We start from the raw sequence: 19,976 nt of genomic DNA on the forward strand, positions 1-19,976 counted from the left end.
CAATAATAGATTAACGTTAAGACAACCACTCTTGGTGCAATTGATCGCTATCACCTAAATAATCTAATAACCACTGCGCTGCGGGACTGATAGTTTCAGTGTTCCATGCTAAGCAGCAGGGGCTAAGGTGTGGAGGTTGTTGCAACTGTTTCTCAACTAATTCACCAGATTGTAAAAAGGGAATGGCGATATGTGATGGCAATAGACAAATCCCTAACGCATCACGCAAACATTGCAGTGCACTATACCAATTAGGCACCATAATTCGGCGCTGATTATCCATTAGCCAAGTAACGCGTTTTGGTAAAGTACGCGAGGTATCTTCTAAGCAGATCGCAGGAAACTCAATCAACTGCTGCACAGATAGCTTATCTTCTATTTGAGCTAAGGGATGATTTTTTGATACAACAAATTTCCACGTTAATGATCCCATATCTCGATGTGCAAAGGAGCCTCCCACGGGAATTGCCATCGTCGCACCAATGGCGATATCAGCACGCCCATCGGCAAGCGCATCCCATACACCATTAAAAACTTCCATGGATAGATGTAGTTCGACATCGGGAAATTGTCGATAAAAATCCCCCACCATTTTCGAGACGCGACTTTCTCGTACAACATTATCTAATGCAATTGAAACATTTGCTGTCCAACCATTGGCAACACGTTGTGTTTGTAAACGAATATCATCCATCTGCTTAAGCAACTCTCGCGCTTGTTCAACAAAGTAAATGCCCGCCTTAGTAAGTTGTACTTCTCGATGCAATCGAACAAATAAATTCACCGCTAAACGATCTTCTATCGCACGCACGGTATAACTAATTGCACTTGGTACTTTGTGCATTTCTTCCGCGGCACCAGAAAAGCTACCTCGGCGGGCAACCACATCAATTACCTTTAGATCATTATAAGAAAACATATCAAATCAAATATTTTGAAAGCAATGTTCAAATATTAGCGTTTCACAGATAATAAAACCACCATTAAACTGCACTCTTTTATTAATTGCATGAGAAAACCATGAATCAATCGCCGTCCAAAATCACCTTAACCTGGTTTGCTTGCTTAAGCATGTTAGGATTTTTAGCTACCGATATGTATTTACCGGCATTTAGCGTCATACAGCAAGATTTCGCCACCTCTGAAAAGTTAATTGGCTTATCTTTAACAATATTTCTATTGGGCATGGCATGTGGCCAATTAATTTATGGTCCACTCTCCGACAGATTAGGACGCATTAAAGTCTTAATTGCAGGGATGGTTTTATTCAGTGTAGCTTCTCTTTTCTGTGCCTACGTTAGCAACGTACAGTGGTTTTTAGTGGCACGTTTTTTTCAAGCTTTAGGTGCTTGTAGTGCCGCGGTTATCTGGCAAGCTATCGTTATCGATCGCTATCAGGGACAAACTTCAGAGCGTGTTTTTGCGACCATCATGCCCCTCGTTGCATTATCTCCAGCACTCGCGCCACTGGTCGGTGTTGTATTAGAAAACAGCTACGGCTGGCGCAGCATCTTTTTAACGCTCGTTGCACTTGGCGCTTTATTAGCGGTGATGGCTAGCAAAGAAAAAGAGAGCGTCCAAAGAGATAGTAGTAAATCCAGCAAACTACTAACTCAATTAAAAAATGATTACCAAGAGATATTCAGTTCGCGACAATTCATCGGCAATATGCTCATGTTTGGTGCATCATCAGCGATATTTTTTGCCTATTTAACGGGCTCACCATTCTTAATGAACGCAATGGGGTATTCAGCTAAAGAGATTGCACTTAGTTTTATTCCCCAAACTATCGGATTTATTATTGGTGGATATGGTTGCCGGGCTCTGCTTAACCGTTTTACTGGTAAACAGGTGTTACCCTACGCTTTATTGCTATTAATCAGTGCCGTATTAATCTTACTTACTTTTTCGTTAACGCTTAAAATAACCACGATTTGGCCAATTTTATTACCATTTTGCTTAGTGGCGGTTGCCAATGGTGCAATATACCCAATTATTATTAATCAAGCCTTGGCGGGTTTTAAATCCTGCAGTGCCACAGCAGCAGGCTTATTAAACTTTTTGCAAACGATGTTCTGCTTTATCAGCAGTGCGATTGTTGCCGCCTTCGCAGTACAGGGATTAATAGCAATAACGCTGGTGATGTCCGCGGCCGCAATTGTTTTTGTGATCGGTTATCAATTAAGCAAGCGCATAAAATTCAGTGAAGGTGAATTGGCCACTGCACTTTAATCAATAGGAGTCCTTACTATTAGATGAACAATGGTAAGGACTCACGACACATCAAAAATAGACGTGTGATTGACGCAAATAGCGATGCACGAAATTTAACATTTATTTAACTGATAAATATCATGGCGACGGTCCTGTAGATTTTTTACACTACCAAATTCATGAAGCTCTCGAAGCAGATAAATATCCACATCGGCAATTAGTATCATTTCTGTATTGGGCGTCGCTTCCGCTTTTATGCCATTAGCAGGAAAAGCAAAATCACAGGGTGTAAATACAGCGGATTGTGCATATTGAATATCCATATTATGTACTTTAGGCAAATTACCAACGCCCCCGGCAATGGCGACATAACATTCATTCTCAATGGCACGCGCATGTGCACATGTTCGAACACGAGAATAGCCATTTTGCGTGTCGGTTAAAAATGGTACAAAAAGGATATCCATCCCTTCATCGGCCAAAATTCGACTTAACTCTGGGAATTCGGAATCGTAACAGATAAGCACACCAATTTTACCACAGTCAGTATCAAAGGCTTTAAGCTGAGTGCCTCCATCCATTCCCCATACTTTCGCTTCATCGGGGGTAACATGAAGTTTTTCAAAACGCTCTTTTGTACCATCGCGTTTACAAAGGTAGCCGACATTATAAAGCCTATCGTCAACGATCTCAGGCATACTGCCAGTAATAATATTGATGTTGTAACTAATCGCTAGATCGGTAAATTTTTGTACTATGGTTTCCGTATATTTAGCTAATTCTCGAATGGCCTGAGGCTCACTAATATGGTTGTTTTCTGCCATTAATGGGGCATTGAAAAACTCAGGGAATAGTGCAAAGTCGGAACGATAGCCAGCCACCGCATCAATAAAATATTCTGCTTGCTGCATCAGTTCATCGAGATCTTTATAGGGACGCATTTGCCACTGTATTAAACCAAGACGCACCAGTTTTTTATCTGGAGCCGCTTTTTTACTTGGTTTTTCATAATAAATATTATTCCACTTTAATAGTACAGCGTAATCATTCGATCCCGTATCCCCTTCAAGGTAGCCCTTTAATATTTTAGCAGGATGAAAATCATTAGAAACTTGAAAGTTCAGTACGGGATCATGGATTTCTTTACGCTTTACCTTGTCGATATATTCCTTGGGTGAAATTTTATCGGCATATTTATGATAATTTGGAATGCGTCCACCAAAAGTTATCCCCTTTAAATTTAATCTTTCACAAAGCTCTTTGCGATAGTCGTAAAGGCGTCTCCCCAACCGTAAACCGCGAAACTCTGATTTTATAAAGACATCGATACCATACAAGGTATCACCATCGGGGGTATGTGTATTAAAAGTGTCGTTGCCAGTAATATCATTATAGGTGTGCGCATCATCAAAGTCGTCATAATCAATTTGAATGGATAATGCACAACCTGCGATTTGGTCATTAACTTTAATAACCACTTGCCCTTCTGGAAATTTACTAATTAACGACTCGATTTGATGCTCTTCCCAATAGGGATTCACCAGGCTGCTATAGGCCTCAATCATAGCGTCTTTTAATTCCTGATAATCATCAAGACTCAATAATTTTAATTCGACATTTTCTATATTTTGCATCCCAAAACCCTATTTTATAATGACAAAAGATCACTACTTTTCAATTTAACATCGCTGCATCAATAATTAAAGACAGATTATATAAGGAATTAGCGATTAATAACGACAAAAAACTGCATAAATATTTTATAACAACGGTGCTGGGATCTTTTTTCCTTGCCCTACGATATGCCAGCTCGACAGGTGGATCTATTTCACTTTACCTGTTGGTATAGCATTGCAATATGAGGGATATTATCTTCCAGATAGCAATCGGATACAGTCATAAAATGATGTGCAGTATAAAATTTTTCAAGATGTTGTTGCGCAGATATTTTAAGGGGTTGCCCTTTAAATTGTTGCAGGCATATTTTTAAACCTTCTTGTAGCAATTGATTCCCTACCCCTCGGCCTCTAAATTCAGGTGCAACCACAATTCGACCGAGTGAAATGCAGTCGGCGTAGGTTGTTCCCATGGCCAACACGCGAAGATAAGCCGCAATTTTACCATCAATATAATAAAACAGATGCTTTGTCTGGGCATCCCTATCTAAATCATCAATATCAGGATAATAACAGCGCTGTTCAACGACAAAAACATCAACTCTTAATTTTAAAATATCGTAAAGTTGATCTACCGTTAACTCATCAAAATGTTTCACATACCATGTTGCCATTATATTCTTCCAATTAAATTTTCCACCATAACTCATAATAACAATTGAGATAACTATACAGCGATAGCGGTTTTATAAAACGCAGAGGCTACTATCAATCACGCCCAGCGGAACGCTATGAGCTTATCACTTTTTATAAGTTGAACTACAATAAAATGAGTTCTGTATTTTATCGAAGCGATTAAATCGCTTAAAAAATACAAGGAAAAAGTACAATGAAAAAACTCATCTTAGCTGTTTCTATTACACTCACCACTTTATTTGGTTGTGGTGGCGGTTCATCAACAAGTGATGATTCAGGTGGTGATAATGGCGACATACCACCGATTAAAACAGATAACTACACTCTGTTAGCTTGGAACGATCTGGGTATGCACTGCGTCGACGGAAAAGATTATTCGGTATTCTCTATTCTCCCTCCTTACAATGATCTCAAAGCGCAGCTTATTCTCAAAGAGGGCAACATCGATAAACATGTTACCTCCGGTGTCACAATAACTTACCAATCAGCCCCAAGCCTTGCAGGCGACCTCAACACAGAAAGTGCCAGTAAAACCAATTTTTGGGATTACGCACTACAACTCTTTGCTGTGAAACTCAATGATAATATAGGTTTAGCTGGCAATATGACCCCAAGCACTGCACCACAACCGCTCGCCTACAATAATCAACATGCGTGGTGGGAAGCTGATGGCATTCCTATTATGAACTATGATGACAATGGCAAAAAAAACTACTATCCGATGGTGAAAGTGGTGGCTAGAGATGTTGTCGGCAACCTTTTAGCCACCGCACAGGTGGTGCTGCCTGTTAGTGATGAAATGGATTGCCAGCAGTGCCATGCGTCAAATACTCATATTAATGCAACGCCAAAAAATGGGTGGGTGAACAATGCCGATCCACTCAAAGATTTCAAACTTAACATTCTTAGACGCCATGATGATAAACATGATATCAGTCATTACTTGCAAGCACTGCAAGCAAATGGCTATCACTACAGCAGCTCTTTATATGAAACGGCGATTCAAGGCACCCCGATTCTTTGTGCCATCTGCCATCAATCTAATGCATTAGGCACCAATGGATTTAATGGTATTCCACCATTAACAACGGCTTTGCATGCTTTACACGCTAATGTCACCTTACCAAAAAGCAGTTTAACCTTGAATGATGACAATAATCGCGACAGCTGTTACGCCTGCCATCCGGGTGCAACCACCGAATGCCTACGCGGAGCAATGGGCAAAGCCAAAGCCCCCGATGGCAGCCCATTGATTGAATGTCAAAGTTGCCACGGCAATATGAGCGCTGTTGGCCAACATGGGCGCAATGGTTGGTTCGATGAACCCGACTGTCAATCTTGCCACCAAGCTGGTATGCGCCATACGACAGCCGTTATCGATGACGCAGGTACACTACGCCCAGCATTGGATAAACGCTTTGCCACCAACGACAACACGCCACTGGTTGGCAGCAATCTGTATCGCTTTAGCCGTGGCCATGGCGAGATGCAATGTTCTGCATGCCATGGTTCAACCCACGCGATTTACCCAAGCAGTCATGAAGAGGATAACCTGCAAAGTATTGCGCTTCAGGGGCACAGTGGAACCATTGCGGAGTGTACGGTATGCCACGCTACGCCACCATGGACAACTAACCAAGGTCCACATGGAATGCACAGTATTGGACAACGTTGGGTGGATGAACATAAGGAATATGCAGAGCATAATACTCAGAGCTGCGCAGAGTGCCATGGGGCAGATTTCAGAGGTTCATTCCTCTCTAAAACATTTTCTGCACGTAGTTTTATGACAGAGGAATGGGGAGATAAAAACTTTTCAGCGGGCCATCCAATCAGCTGTTATGATTGCCACAATGGCCCCTACGACGATTAAAAAATAAAGCGGATTAAATTCCGCTTTATTGGCTTATCCGTTACCATTTAATATCGATTAACCGTGCATGATTAAAATGACTTAAGCAGGTATTTAGATAGATAATGGGCCACGGCTTCATCATCGCAATCACCGATCACTTCATTATCAGGTAAAGCTGATTTAACTTTATGATGCGCACCGCCCATCACCAATCCTTTTCCTGCCATAGAGAGCATTTCAAAGTCATTCATCCCATCACCAAAAGCAATACAATCTCGTAATTGATAACCCTTCATTTTTGCAATGGCATCAAGTGCATGTCCCTTTGACACCCCCAAATCCATCACTTCTAAACAGTAAGGCGTAGAAAAGGCAATATTGGCTTGGTCAGCAAATTTAGCTTTAATTTTATCTTCCCACATTACTAACTTATCATGATCTCTATCTTCTCTCGTGATAAATATTTTAGCGATATCAGTTAATGGTGGATTTTCAATATCAAATAGTTTGTAGGGAAAATGGTCTCCCACGGCAGACTTTTTGGTTTCATCCTTGCTAATTAACCAATCATCACTGCGGTATAAATTAACGTGGATATCTTCATCGCCTTTAATCATTTCGATGACATCGGCAACAATATTCTCGGATAAATTTTGCTTAAAAACGATTTGATTATCGCAATCATGAACACAGGCACCATTTGAGGTGATCATAAATGCAGGAATACCTAATTGTTCTCTCATATGAGCAACATCGATATGATGACGACCTGTTGCAAAAATGAAGTCAACCCCCTGATTATGTAATTGCGTTAATATGTTTTTAGTAAATGGGGATATTTTATGATCGGAAGTGAGTAGCGTACCATCAAGATCTGATGCTGCAATTTTATACATATAAATTCTCGTTTTGCTTGTACTGGAGAGGAGGAAAAATTGAGCATAACATAATTTATTCAATCAATAGAACCACAATAAAGGCTCATTTTAATGATTAGTTTTTAGTGATTTTTAAAGTATTTAAAATAACGTTTTTCTACAATATGCCCAAGGCACTAGAAAATGTAAAGTCAGTAAAAAACACATTAAAGTAACATAGGATAAGCATTTATTTTGTGCAGATAATAATTATTTACCTATACTTTCATTGCTAACTCTCTTGTAACTATTTTCACTTTGCTGAAAGGAATAATCGTGGTAACGAATTTCAAAACAAGGTTTTTACATTACACCGAATTATCTGCAAAAGAGCTCATTAACGACCTTAAGGATGCAGTGCGGTGTGACGTTGCTACAGTTTGCTGTTTACCATGTAATCGTTGCCCTTATTTGCATAAACATATTGATACTAAAAAAATACAATTAAAAGGGTTGCGGGCATATAGCATCAAGATAATAACAACCAAAGAACAACATTTATTACTGTCAATAACGGCACCAGATATCGATACTTGGCTAGAGATTAACAACATACCAATATCTTCACTATAAAGATGCACAACGGGTAACTCTCAACTTTTCAAGTCGACATGTCAGATTTAGTCTGAATTGATAAGCAGATACTCGCTTGGGCCTGTTCAACAGCCGATTAAGGTGTCGGCTGTTATGTTTCTGGATTAAAACTCATCATATCGTAACTCAGGCAAACTCTATTAATGGCAGTTAACGCTTCAAACAACGGCTTGGGAAAGTTGGTGGCTTTTTTGAAACAAAAAAGGTGACAGCTTTTCCAAGTACGCGTGCTTTGATTTGTTACACGTCTATTACTCCATGCCTATGTATTTTGGCTCTGATTGAATAAGATCTATCCAACGCATAATTGCAGGATACTCATCTAAATCAAAGCCACCTTCATCAGCAACATGGGTATAGCCATAAAGTGAAATGTCGGCTGTGCTTAATTTATTTCCGGCAAGGTAAGGTGTTTTCTGCAATTGCTGTTCCATAACGCGTAAGGCTTTGTGCCCACCTTCTTGCTTAGACTCATAGTCCATTTTTCTATCATCGGGTAAGCCTAAATATTTGGCTATATATCTTGCTACAGCAATAAATGGTTCATGGCTGTATTGTTCAAAAAATTGCCATTGTTGAATTTTTGCATATTCAAATGGAACACAGGAAAGCAAATCTGTCCCAGAAGCCAAATAATTTAATATTGCATTTGATTCAGATAAGCATCTTCCATCATCTAACTCTAAAACAGGAATTTTGGCATTAGGGTTTTTCTTAAGAAATTCGACTGTATGTGTTTCATCCTTGAGAATATTTACTTCAATCCACTCATGCTCGATGCCAAGTAAAGAAGTAAGCAATTTTATTTTGTAACAATTTCCAGATTGGATATCCCCATAAATTTTCACTTATTTCTCCTTTAACATGCAACGAGGCTGTAGAATTTCTCATTTCAGCCTGATTATTTTAAATAAAAAACACAATAATTCATAATTTGTTGGTATTCAACTAAATATTCTGTTTTTATAAACTGACTGATTAATAGAACTAGAACGGGGACATATATTGACGCTCACTCGTTGTCAAGACGAATAAATCTAGAACATGTATTACCAAAATGCCTACAACGCGTCCGTAATTACGGCTTTTTAAAGGGCAATGCCAAACAACTTCGCCTTCAAATATTGCTGATACTAGGATGCGATTTAAACACAGAACGGGCGTAGAACGGTAGAAGGGTAGGGTAGAACGGGGGTGAACGGGGACATCCATACCTTTTCATTTATAAAAATATAATAGCTATTCTTTTTAAATGATATTCAATTTAGTCAAAAAGGTTTGGAAGTCTAGTAATGCTCGATCCCCATGCTACCAAACTATCTGATCTGGTCTTGATTTACCTGCATAGTGAACTTCAGGTTGAAAATATTTATCAACAATTAACTCATATTGCGATGAATCTCGAAGTTCTCTAATAGTGTCCCATATCGCTTCAGATAGTTCAGGATTATCTTGCACGAATTGATGAGAGAACATCAAGTAGTAATCGACTTGCATGAAAGGAGGGAATACTTTGATAATATATTTAAACTCCTCAGGATGTAATTTCATCTGAAAATCGGCCATCGTTTCTATATCTGCCCAAGCAGCAATCCTTCCCGCTTTAAGCATCTTTAGTCCATTAAATTGTGATCTAACTTCATGAACTTGAACTCCGAGTGCTTTTATCGTTCCAACAATGGCATATCCCCTTACCGCACCAATTTCGCCATTAAGGTTTGTTATTTCTTTACCGTCCCATTGTAAAGGAGAGTTTTTGTATTTATACAGGAAATACGACTGAGACATAATTTTCCTGCTACCATCAGGCAGACCATTTTTCATGGGGTACACACCTATTTGCAAACGTTCAGGTTTGAAGCTAGCGTGAAAAATCCCGTCAACTACGTTCGCTTGCACTTCCTTAAGCCCCCTAGCCCAAGGTCTACGTTTAAACTCAATTTTGATACTGAATTTTTTTTCTAACAACTTTAAAAGTTCTAACGTAATTCCAGGTTTTTTCCAATCAATATTACTCCCCTCTCCGAAATAAAATGGAGGATTCGCTTTTACTTCATATACAAGCGTGACTTTCTTTTTAACAATCTCAGACGCACATGTCGGTAGGCTCAAGAACAATAAAATGAAAATAAATCTCACCATTATTTGTATATCCAATTTTCAATAAGTTAAATACACACTAATAACGAAGCTATAGAATAGCTCATTTTCAGCCTGATTATTTTAAATCCAAAATAAACCATAATTCACAATTTGTTGATATTCAATTAAATATTCTGTTTTTAATAACTGACTGATTAAATTGAGTGATACATCGCTGAATTGGCTTAATAGACTCAAACGACAGACTCAAACGAGGACATCCATATCTTTTCATTTATGAAAATATAATAGCCATTCTTTTTAAAAATAATCTTAATCAGCGCTTTGCTGTAATTAAATAGTTAAATTCCCGCACTTGATACTCAATTCAATCTGTTTAAACAAGTTTTATTAAAATCAACGCACAGAGCCTCCTTAACGAAGCGCTAATAGTTAATAAAAAACAAATGATTGGGAGTTAATGCAGCATACAACTTAGTTTGTTTTGCCCGAAACAAACGAGGACATCCATATCTTTTAATTTATAAAAATATAATAGCCATTCTTTTTAAAAATAAGCTTAATCAGCGCTTTGCTGTAATTAAATAGTTAAATTCCAGCACTTGATACTGAATTCAATCTGTTTTATTAAAATCAACGCATAAAACACCCTTAACGAAGCGTTAATAGTTAATAGTTAATAGTTAATAGTTAATAGTTAATAGTTAATAGTTAATAGTTAATAGTTAATAGTTAATAGTTAATAAAAAATAAATGATGGGGGAGTTAATGCAACATACAACTTAGTTTGTTTTGCCCAGATACCCAACAGCGACCAGTGTGTTCGGCAAACAAGGCAAGCTCTTCAAGTGAGCCCACTGCACCATGGTAATCTTTACCAAAACTCACGGCTAAGGCTAACCACGTGTCACTCTCTAAACCAAGGGTACTTAATAAGCTTGGCAGTTGGCTCGAAATCACGCCGCGCTTATCCTCTCGAATCGCTCGCCCAGTCCAATCAACAAGCTCTAAATAATCGAGCAAGGCATAGGGAATACCTTCGTGGGGCGCATCACATTCTGCCGCTACAAAACCAAATAAGGGTTTACTGTTATCATGGCAATGCAACGCTTCATCGTGACTACATTTACTGTGGATACGCTCAAATATGGACGTAAATTCCGATGTTTCCACACTCTCTGACATTTTTGCCCGCACGGGGTTTAAATCAACATAAGCCATGCAAGTTAAAAGTGCTTTTTCATCAAGCAATGCTTGCGACTTAAAGCGCCCTTCCCAAAAACGCCCTTTACAGTTATCTTCGGCGTTCGCTTTGCGGGCAATAAATTCATTTAACGCGCGCATGAACCAAGAGATATCAAGCAGGCGATGACGCCATTTGCTGATTATCTCAAGCGCCACCTCTATTTGACCTGCGCAAGTCAGCTCCCCTTTGCGCCATCGCGAAACTATTTCTGAGCCGGAATAAAGTTGATACCAACGTCGGCAAACTTCTTCATCGCTACAGGCGCTAATCTCGGCTTCATTAGCATGTAAAACAAGGTGATAGTGATTAGACATAATCGAATAAGCGCAAACATCAATGGCAAAGATATCACTTAATTGCCGAATGCGATCGACCATCCATTGCCGGCGATGTGAATAGTTTTTACCGCTGTAATTATCTTCGCCACACAAAAATGCACGGCGAACACATCGAGAAATGCAATGATAATAAGGTGTGTCCACAAGAGAAATTAACGAAGCACGTGATTGTGTCATACCAAACCCCACAACTGTAAACAAAAACACTGTTTATATAGTAGGTACAATATTCAATTTAGTCAAAAAGGTATGGGTGTCCTGCACTAGTGTGAGTAAATCCTCTGTTGGGTTGTAAAAACCCTTAAAACAATCTCTCAACTTAACCTACCTGTATGGGAAAATTGGTGTTACCCAAGAAAAATATAACGCTGCAATAAACGGCGCATAGGTTGGCGCTATTTTTGCTGCTTTTTGTTTTAGCAAAAATCGCGACAGCCGTTATGCGTCCGATTTAATTGCCTTGTTAATTTTTAGCGACTTGTTTGCTCTTCGCCTACAAGACACTTGATGCTTGATTTTGTTGTAACTTGAAACAAAAAATGTTGATTTAAAACAGCTTTAAATCAACGAAGTAGCCCAACTGCAAACAACAAAACTTAAATCATAAAATTGAAAAACAAGGTGAATTAAGCAAGCCCGTTTAGCACAAACTCAACCTAAATATTGCCCCACTTCCAACTACGATTCAGAAAGCCAATTAGCAAACTCGCTCAGGATTGGATCGTGTAAAACACCAAACCAACCAATTTATAATTTCTACATTTCATAATGCGGAGCGAAATTTAACGCCTTGCTAAGCGGACTAAAATTGTGGGTTATAATGTGGAGCGAAGCGGAGCATAACCCACTGTTTTAGTTCCGTTTAAGCAACTTGTTGAACGAAGCCGCTGTGCGGCAGAAAAACAAAATATGAACCAACACGCATACTTATATTTGCATCACTTTTCGGTGATGTCTAATAGGAGTATAAGCGATGAACACCTCAGAACAAAAACACTTTAACCTTTTATATCAACAACACTTGACCAACTTAGCATTACAGGGCATGAGACCTGCCACTATTGATGCTTATTCTCGTGCTGTGCGTAGGATAACTACTTTTTTTGACCGCACACCTGACACCCTCACTAAAGCTGATTTGAAATGCTACTTTGCGCAACTCATTCAAACTCACTCTTGGAGTACCATCAAATTAGACCGTAATGGGTTGCAGTTTTTCTACAAGCATACCCTTGAACGCCAGTGGGAATGGTTAAATATTGTCAAACCACCACAAGTAAAACGCATTCCTGATGTCATCACCAACAAGCAGGTTGGCATGTTAATTAGCGCGACGCGTGCTTTACGCTATCAGGTGTTTTTTCTTGTCCTGTACAGCATGGGATTACGGTTAGGTGAAGCCCTTCATTTAACCGTCAACGACATTGATAGCCAAACTATGCAAGTTCATATCCGTGAGGGAAAAGGCGGGAAAGAATGCTTAATCCCCCTTCCCAAACGAACCTTACAGGCTTTGCGCTGTTACTGGAATACACACCGTCACCCGGTCTTATTATTTCCTCGTTTTGGTCAAAACAAACATGTACCCATGGATAAAGGAAGCGTCCAAAAAGCCTTGAAGAAAGTAATGGCTGAGTTAGGGATTAAGAAAAATATAAGTCCACATTCACTGCGACATTGCTTTGCAACACACTTGTTAGAGCAAGGTATTGACCTACGCTCTCTGCAAATATTATTAGGCCATCATAGCCTCAATACCACAGCAAAATACACACAACTCACCACGCTTAAACAAAAAGACAATGTGGCAGCCCTTAACCAACTAACCGATAAATTACCGATTCAATGGGAGGCTTTATGAGCCAATTTATTGCATTACTTGAACGCTACCATGAGCAACTAGAGCAACAATATGGTGGATTATTAAATCAAGATATTCGCCGCGCCATTACCGATATGTTGCACTGTAAAAATGATACAACCCGCACCACACAATGGCACTGCGGACACTGTCAGCATGACCAACAACATCCCGCATCCTGTGGAAACCGAAGTTGCCCACAATGTTTGCATCAAACCACATCGAATTGGCTAGCCAAACAAACTAATAAATTACTACCTGTGCACTATTTTATGGTCACGTTTACCTTACCCTATCAATTTAGAGCCCTTGCTCATAAAAAACCGAAGGCGCTATATAAATTGATGTTTCAAGTAACATCAAACATATTAAAAGACTTTGCCTCACGACAGAATAAAGGTGACTTAGGTTTTACCAGCGTATTACACACACATAATCGTAAAAGAGAATGTCATCCTCATCTACATATCATCGTGCCCAGTGGAAGCTATGATGCAACGAACAAGCAGTGGCATAAAAATGATAAGAAATATCTCTTTAATGAATTGGCACTCGCCAAGGTATGGCGAGCAAGAGTGATTGATGCAATCAATCACCACCCCGAGTTAGCTATGCCCAATGATATTGCTAAAAAATGGGTCGTTGATTGTCGCAAGGTCGGATTTGGTTTGTCATCATTCCAGTATTTATCTCGTTACCTGTACCGTGGCGTGTTACCCGATAAAGACATTATTAATGTCAGCGAAAAAACAGTGACCTTTAGATATAAAGAAGGAGGAACAGATATTATCAAAAAGCGAACATTACCCGTACTTAAATTCTTATGGTTAATCTTACAACATGTATTACCAAAAGGCCTGCAGCGCGTTCGTGATTACGGTTTCTTGAGAGGTAATGCTAAACAACTTCGCTTGCAAATCATGCTGATACTAGGGAGTCATTTAAGCACGGTGGCAATAACACCAAAACGAAAAAAAACCGTCTACATCTGCCCATGTTGTCAGCATGAAATGAGTTTTGTAGGTATAAAGCGACTGAGAAATTAGCGTGTTATCACGCGTGATCTTCTACGAAGAATTCATAACAGAAAGCGAATAAAAAGAGGTGTATTGGCATTCAACCAAAAAAGATAACAGATTGATATAATTGAACTATCAATTGTATATTAGCGAAACTCGCCTAAAGAAAAGTGACAAATTAAATTTAGCCTTCAGCAAAATCCACTATTTACTATAAAGAGAAGCAATTCCCGATCGGGCTTGTTCAACACCCGAATAAGGTGTCGGCTGCGCGACACCTATTCTTGTTTGTTATACCACTTTACTCTGAATTTTCCCATTCGGTATAAACATTCAAAATTGGCTTATACCTTGATGTTAGAGGATCAAAATATTCCTTTAACTCTTTATTTTCCAATAGGTTTCTTATTTCGTATTTATAGTTTTTCTTAAATCTATTTTTATCAACTTTATTATCGATGTATTTAGAGCAAGCGTCATCATATGTATTCATTAACGTTTGCACAGCAGCGTTGAAACTTTTGCTATAAGATTTTAGAGTAAATTCTCCCTCATCATCAATGTTACCAGCATCTTGTTTAGCTATTAATGGCGCCATAATAATATTTATTTCATTAACTTTAGATTTGGCATTTTCGATAGCCTGCCTCATTTCCAGTTCTACCATGCCAAATTGCAAATTTAAATTATCTTGAGCTATAGAATTAGCTTTAGAGCTTGATAATTTTGCAAAGATCACTGCTCCAATTGAAACAATTAGACTGATAGAAGCAATGATATCGCTTACATTTATATTCATTGACCAGTTCTCTTCTTCATAGCACTAATTACATCAAGAATTTCACTATTATCCGATGCACTAGTACTTTTCTGGACGTTAGTATAAATCCGAGATTCATCAATATCTTCAAAAGCTGGAGTACTTTTAACAAGCTTTTCCAATTCATCTAATATTTTATTCTTTGTATCTTTATCTAATGGCTTGTTTGTACTTGCGAACACCAACCCATTTAAATCATTTAAGATACGTTCTAACTCAGCTTTGCGATTTCCAGCCTTAAGCAATCGTTCAAAATAGTGCTGTGCTCTTTGTTGATGTGTCATTGATGCCATTTGGAACTCCATTATTTATAATTAGTGGTATAACGAGGCTGTAGAATTTCTCATTTTCAGCCTGATTATTTTAAATAAAAAACACAATAATTCATAATTTATTGATATTCAATTAAATATTCTGTTTTTAATAACTGACTGATTAAATTGAGTGATATATCGCTGAATTGGCTTAATTAGGCGGGGGTATTCGATGTTAAGGCATCGCCCTTGGGTTAATGCAGGCTGTTTTTTAACTTCTCAATATTATGCACTAAACAGTACATCTGCCATTGCGCATTCACTTTCTCTTGCCCGCGCAGCGTGAATTTATTCATCCCTTTATTGACCGTAATATTGCCAAATACCGGCTCTATTGCACCTAACCGTTTACTGTATTGTCGCCGTCCGGGGCTACTGTCTATTTTCACCCGCATTTTATCGCTATAAGATATAGGTTTGGTGCTTTTATTGATTTCAAACTGGACTTGTCTGCCTTGTTTAGTCGGCGCGTTGCGCATGCATTGCTTTTGTAGTACGCAGGCCCGGCAATCCTTTAAATAACCTGAGAAACGAACGTATTGCCGACCTGCCGTTTCAACATTTTTAACACTTAACCACATTTCATTACCTGCTGGGCAGCGGCAACTTGAGACCGTTTCATCAAAGTAAAAATCGTGACTAGTAAATAGTCGCGCTCTGCCTTTACTGCGTTTTAATCGCCGTTTTTCTTGTTCTGTTTGATAGGTTTGACTGGTTTGGAATAAAGGATTGCGGCTTCTAAATGCGGTATCTGCTATATAAGTATCTAACCCTGTCGTGGCCATGAACTCAAGGTTCACTTCACTGTGGAAACCACTGTCAGCACTGAACTTGGCATCTTTAAAGGTATCGGGTGTACCTAGCTTCGTAAGTTGTTCTTGCAACTGCTTAACCGCGGGCTTCAATGTCTGCTGCTCACCTACCGAGCCCCATGCCTGCGCTTGCACTATGATTTGGTGTTTATCATCATTGATAGCAATACCGTTATAACCTTGAATCGTCCCTTTACTGGTGGTCATCTTGGCGCTATCTGGGTCGGTGATATTGCTTTTTACTGGTTTATTTCGACTACCTATTTTCTCTTTATTACTCGCAAGGAACGCACTAATTTTATTGGCACTTTCATCTAATTTTTGTTTCTGTTTTAGGTCATGTTGGCGTTCATCTTCATTAAGACCGTCTTGTGCCTGATGTCTTGCAATAATGCGTTGGCTAGCACGTTGCAACTTGCGTTGTTTGCGTTCAAGCTCTGCAAATGTACCACTCCACTCTTTACTCGCATTGCTGCTTATCTTGCAACCATCAATCGCAAACATGTGACGACCTATCAACCCTTCTTTATCGCATATCATTAAGACTTGGGTAAAAAGCGGCTCGATTTTATCTTTCATTTTGGAGATAAAGTTGGCGATTGACGTGTAATGTGGCTGTACATCACCCGATAAACTCATGAAGGTGATATTACGCTCACACGCGTCTGCGATACGGCGACTACTAACAAGGCCACGAGAGTAACCGAACAAGATGATTTTTAGCATAACAGAAGGTGGATAAGCAGCTGCACCGCCATTGTCATTATTGTACCAATCATCAAAGGTGCTTAAATCAAGGTGCTTATCAACGATATGGGAAAGTGCGTACTCAAATGTACCGGGAGAATTTGCTGTGCAAAGTCAATCGGGATGAATTTACTTTGACAAGATAGGTCTGGTTTGTAATTAGCCATGACGTTTCACTCTGAGCGAATAATAACTATTAGATCACAGCCGATCAGCGCATGCAAGTACATTTTTTATACAATTTTCATTAAATGAAAAACAACGTAAAAACGGTCTTTTTGGAGAAATTCTACAGCCTCAACGCCTTAATAACTGGCGTGTAGGTTGGTGCTGTTTTTGCCGCTTTTTGTTTTAGCAAAAACCGCGACAACCGTAATGCGTCCAGTTGATTAACTTGTTAGCTGGCATTTATTCGCAACCAATTTAGCTGTTCATTATAAGCGAATTGATTGTAATTAATTGAATATAAATTCATAAAACCATGCAAGTAATCTACTTTTGTAGTATTTACATTTTTCTTTCTAGATAGCTCATTTTGTAGTTCTAGCACATCAAAATGAAACTCTTTTTTGGGAAAAATCAACTCAACTTCAAACAGTGGACTCACTTCTTTAAAATTTCGAATTTGAGAACCATAGTAGCAAATTGCACGATTTACATTTTTAACCGACAGCTTTTCAGATAACTTCCAAATTATAGAAGCCCCAATACTAAAACCAATTAAGGTGCTAGCAGAAGTTATTGATTCCGTCATTTTTAGTAATATTGACAAATAATCTTCAAACCCAATATTCTCCATGAAGTAAGAATATGCTTCTGTTTCATCTTTAAAAGCCATATCGACCCCACCATAAGGATCGACAATAACCTTTGCATTGAGCTCTTCACTTAGCTTTACTAAAGCAGGTGTTTTACCGAAGATATCTGTGACTAAAATTATATTCATAAACCTCTGCTTGACAGCTAACGTTTACAGCACGGGCGAGTGAAACGAGTCCAGCCCGCAGGGCGAGCGTGCCTGTTTTTGTTAGGCTGACTGAGTGACGACATGTATGTTTACTCCTTCTGAATCTAAAGGCTCTTCAAAATACTGGTTAACTGTTTCAAACATTTCAGGAGTATCGTATTTTGCTCTTTCCGGTTGCTCTATGCGTCTTTTAGAAATTTGCTCTAAACACTTTTCGTTTGACACTTTCAAATAAATTGCTCGATGTGGTGCATTTACCGCATTGGCAACGTCTAAGTACCATTTGCGAGAATCAATAGTGTTTGCTGGAAAGTCTAAAACCACAGAACTGCCTGCCTTCAATATCTGTTGAACGTGCGGAGCTAGGACATCAAGTAGTTTATGGTGCCTTACTACAAAATCATCGAAATCATTGATTTCATCGGGGTAAAGCTTAGTAAGCCACTCGTCTTCAGAAATTAATACCACATTACTTTCAGAAGCAAAGGTTGTTGAGTAAGTTGTTTTACCAGCACCCATTTTTCCAATAAGGAAATGTAATGTTCCGAGATTGCCCATGGTTTCTCCTAAAGCCTAACGTTTTTCTTCACCGGCGAAAAAACGCGCAGCGGTTTTGAGTCCTTGCCCGGCTGGGCGTAGCCCAGGACTTATAGGGCAGATGGTGCAAGAATTTGTTAGGTGTTTTTTGCCAAGACTTGCACTGCAAATTCTGCTGCCTTTCCAGTATAGCTGGAACAGTTTTTTCGAAGACCCAGAGATTTAAACTTTTCCATACCATGCTCAGTACCAAGATCACAACCTAGCAACTTATGACAATCTTTAGCGCCAAACTCCTTTTCAAATTTCTTAACAAGTTCTTGGGTGGCATCGTATGAACTCGAAACATTGTCATTTACCGAGTCTCTCCCTAGCGAAAGGCTTACTCCCATTACAGCACCTGTAAGGGCACCACAAGGTCCGCAAGTTCGAGACATCCCACTGCAAAATGCAGTCGCGGTTTTTGAGATTAATTTACTATCAACCCCCAGATTCTGCCAAAGCTGATACGACGCTTTCTGCACATAAGAGGCCGCCTTCAAAATTTGACTCCGCTAACATTCTAACTTTTTGAGAATCATCCATGAATGAACACCTCCTAAATACCTAACGCCGCACTAAGCGGACTAAAATAGTGGGTTAAAATGTGTAGCGAAGCGAAACGTAACCCACTGTTTTAGTTCCGTTTAAGTGCCTTGTTAAGTTTTGGTCAACTTGCTAATCTCAGAAGTGTAAAAACAACCGCAACAATTGCTAAAACCCAAGTAATTTTACTAAGTAAATACATGAGCACTCCAACAATTGTTGCAAAAGCCCAAGTAGCAACAGGTACTAGAAAAAAATAGGCAAGACAACAAAAAACAATAAAAGCAATTAGGTAAGGCATAATTAACCTTGCTCAATTTGATATAGTAGTTCCACCAAATCTACTGCTTTAACATCATCCCATCTAAGGTAACTAGCTAAAGAACTTGTTCCCGAATCTTTTCCGAGAACACTGAGACATATACCTTGATGATCTTGTGACGCAGAAACCCAAACTTTAGATGCTTGCTGACAAAAATATGTAGACCCTTTCAATCCACTTTTTTGTATTCTCTTTTTCCAAGTGTCTACTTTTTGAGTGGTGATTTGAATTGTCATAAGAACTCCGAAAAACTTAACAGCTTTATAAGTGGCATCATGATGTAATGCACCGCGCCACTTATCTTATTTAAAATGATCATCACAATATCTATTAATCATCATTTAATCAATCAGTTCGCTAACTATTTGTAAAAACTTTGATTTGAGATAGGTATGACACTGCCACCTATCACC

Annotated in this window: 19 protein-coding genes; 5 read left to right on the forward strand and 14 right to left on the reverse strand. The window is 39.0% G+C overall.

From position 1 onward, the window contains the following. Positions 1-16: 16 nt before the first annotated feature. A complete protein-coding gene (punR, locus tag AB2N10_RS06630) occupies positions 17-919 on the reverse strand; it encodes a DNA-binding transcriptional activator PunR (protein WP_354624497.1) in 903 nt (300 codons plus the stop codon). 101 nt (positions 920-1,020) lie between these two features. Between punR and punC the strand changes: the two genes are divergently transcribed. Then, on the forward strand, positions 1,021-2,232 hold the full coding sequence (punC, locus tag AB2N10_RS06635) for a purine nucleoside transporter PunC (RefSeq protein WP_354624498.1): 1,212 nt from the start codon (positions 1,021-1,023) through the stop codon (positions 2,230-2,232). A gap of 95 nt (positions 2,233-2,327) precedes the next feature. On the opposite strand, the gene AB2N10_RS06640 is transcribed toward punC, so the two are convergent. Both AB2N10_RS06640 and AB2N10_RS06645 read right to left on the reverse strand, forming a co-directional pair. Further along, positions 2,328-3,848 carry a GNAT family N-acetyltransferase gene (locus tag AB2N10_RS06640; RefSeq protein WP_369434527.1) on the reverse strand — a complete coding sequence of 507 codons (1,521 nt, stop codon included), beginning with the start codon at positions 3,846-3,848 and terminating at the stop codon, positions 2,328-2,330. A gap of 194 nt (positions 3,849-4,042) precedes the next feature. Continuing rightward, complete coding sequence (locus AB2N10_RS06645; RefSeq protein ID WP_354624499.1) at positions 4,043-4,504, reverse strand: GNAT family N-acetyltransferase; 462 nt, start codon at positions 4,502-4,504, stop codon at positions 4,043-4,045. Between the two features lie 215 nt (positions 4,505-4,719). Here AB2N10_RS06645 and AB2N10_RS06650 point away from each other — a divergent pair, with 215 nt between their 5' ends. Beyond that, entirely contained in the window at positions 4,720-6,399 is a 1,680-nt protein-coding gene (locus AB2N10_RS06650; protein WP_369434528.1) for a hypothetical protein, read from the forward strand. A 71-nt stretch (positions 6,400-6,470) separates the two neighbouring features. Here the strand turns inward: AB2N10_RS06650 and AB2N10_RS06655 are convergent, their stop codons facing one another. Continuing rightward, the gene (locus AB2N10_RS06655) at positions 6,471-7,277 is read right to left on the reverse strand and encodes a Cof-type HAD-IIB family hydrolase (RefSeq protein ID WP_354624501.1); all 807 of its coding nucleotides are present in this window, start codon (positions 7,275-7,277) and stop codon (positions 6,471-6,473) included. Positions 7,278-7,574: 297 nt separating this feature from the next. On the opposite strand from AB2N10_RS06655, the gene AB2N10_RS06660 reads away from it, so the two are divergent. Next, a complete protein-coding gene (locus AB2N10_RS06660; protein WP_354624502.1) occupies positions 7,575-7,871 on the forward strand; it encodes a hypothetical protein in 297 nt (98 codons plus the stop codon). Between the two features lie 272 nt (positions 7,872-8,143). Here the strand turns inward: AB2N10_RS06660 and AB2N10_RS06665 are convergent, their stop codons facing one another. From AB2N10_RS06665 to AB2N10_RS06675, 3 genes are all read right to left on the reverse strand, one after another. Beyond that, complete coding sequence (locus AB2N10_RS06665; protein ID WP_369434529.1) at positions 8,144-8,740, reverse strand: glutathione S-transferase family protein; 597 nt, start codon at positions 8,738-8,740, stop codon at positions 8,144-8,146. Positions 8,741-9,200: 460 nt separating this feature from the next. Then, on the reverse strand, positions 9,201-10,034 hold the full coding sequence (locus AB2N10_RS06670) for a transporter substrate-binding domain-containing protein (RefSeq protein WP_354624504.1): 834 nt from the start codon (positions 10,032-10,034) through the stop codon (positions 9,201-9,203). A 726-nt stretch (positions 10,035-10,760) separates the two neighbouring features. Beyond that, on the reverse strand, positions 10,761-11,756 hold the full coding sequence (locus AB2N10_RS06675; RefSeq protein ID WP_354624505.1) for a hypothetical protein: 996 nt from the start codon (positions 11,754-11,756) through the stop codon (positions 10,761-10,763). Between the two features lie 796 nt (positions 11,757-12,552). Here AB2N10_RS06675 and AB2N10_RS06680 point away from each other — a divergent pair. Together AB2N10_RS06680 and AB2N10_RS06685 are read left to right on the forward strand one after the other, a co-directional pair. Further along, positions 12,553-13,440, forward strand: a complete 888-nt coding sequence (locus tag AB2N10_RS06680; RefSeq protein ID WP_369434530.1) for a tyrosine-type recombinase/integrase — start codon at positions 12,553-12,555, stop codon at positions 13,438-13,440. Beyond that, positions 13,437-14,486 carry a transposase gene (locus tag AB2N10_RS06685; RefSeq protein WP_354624507.1) on the forward strand — a complete coding sequence of 350 codons (1,050 nt, stop codon included), beginning with the start codon at positions 13,437-13,439 and terminating at the stop codon, positions 14,484-14,486. The genes AB2N10_RS06680 and AB2N10_RS06685 overlap by 4 nt, the downstream gene beginning before the upstream one ends. Positions 14,487-14,760: 274 nt before the next feature. Here AB2N10_RS06685 and AB2N10_RS06690 read toward each other — a convergent pair whose 3' ends face one another. The 7 genes from AB2N10_RS06690 to AB2N10_RS06720 all read right to left on the reverse strand — a co-directional run bounded on the left by AB2N10_RS06690 (position 14,761) and on the right by AB2N10_RS06720 (position 19,799). Continuing rightward, positions 14,761-15,258 carry a hypothetical protein gene (locus AB2N10_RS06690; RefSeq protein ID WP_369434531.1) on the reverse strand — a complete coding sequence of 166 codons (498 nt, stop codon included), beginning with the start codon at positions 15,256-15,258 and terminating at the stop codon, positions 14,761-14,763. Then, positions 15,255-15,572, reverse strand: a complete 318-nt coding sequence (locus AB2N10_RS06695) for a hypothetical protein (RefSeq protein ID WP_369434532.1) — start codon at positions 15,570-15,572, stop codon at positions 15,255-15,257. Before AB2N10_RS06695 ends, AB2N10_RS06690 begins: the two co-directional genes overlap by 4 nt. 215 nt (positions 15,573-15,787) lie before the next feature. Beyond that, the gene (locus tag AB2N10_RS06700) at positions 15,788-17,131 is read right to left on the reverse strand and encodes a transposase (RefSeq protein ID WP_369434533.1); all 1,344 of its coding nucleotides are present in this window, start codon (positions 17,129-17,131) and stop codon (positions 15,788-15,790) included. Positions 17,132-17,549: 418 nt separating this feature from the next. After that, complete coding sequence (locus tag AB2N10_RS06705; protein ID WP_354624510.1) at positions 17,550-18,098, reverse strand: hypothetical protein; 549 nt, start codon at positions 18,096-18,098, stop codon at positions 17,550-17,552. A gap of 81 nt (positions 18,099-18,179) precedes the next feature. After that, positions 18,180-18,677 (reverse strand): ATP-binding protein, encoded by a 498-nt coding sequence (locus AB2N10_RS06710; RefSeq protein WP_354624511.1) that lies wholly within the window; start codon positions 18,675-18,677, stop codon positions 18,180-18,182. A 116-nt stretch (positions 18,678-18,793) separates the two neighbouring features. Next, a complete protein-coding gene (locus AB2N10_RS06715; protein ID WP_369434534.1) occupies positions 18,794-19,198 on the reverse strand; it encodes a C-GCAxxG-C-C family protein in 405 nt (134 codons plus the stop codon). A gap of 346 nt (positions 19,199-19,544) precedes the next feature. Then, complete coding sequence (locus AB2N10_RS06720; protein ID WP_354624513.1) at positions 19,545-19,799, reverse strand: hypothetical protein; 255 nt, start codon at positions 19,797-19,799, stop codon at positions 19,545-19,547. Between the last annotated feature and the right edge of the window lie 177 nt (positions 19,800-19,976).

The organism is Psychromonas sp. MME1 (genome assembly GCF_041080865.1).
GTDB lineage: Bacteria > Pseudomonadota > Gammaproteobacteria > Enterobacterales > Psychromonadaceae > Psychromonas.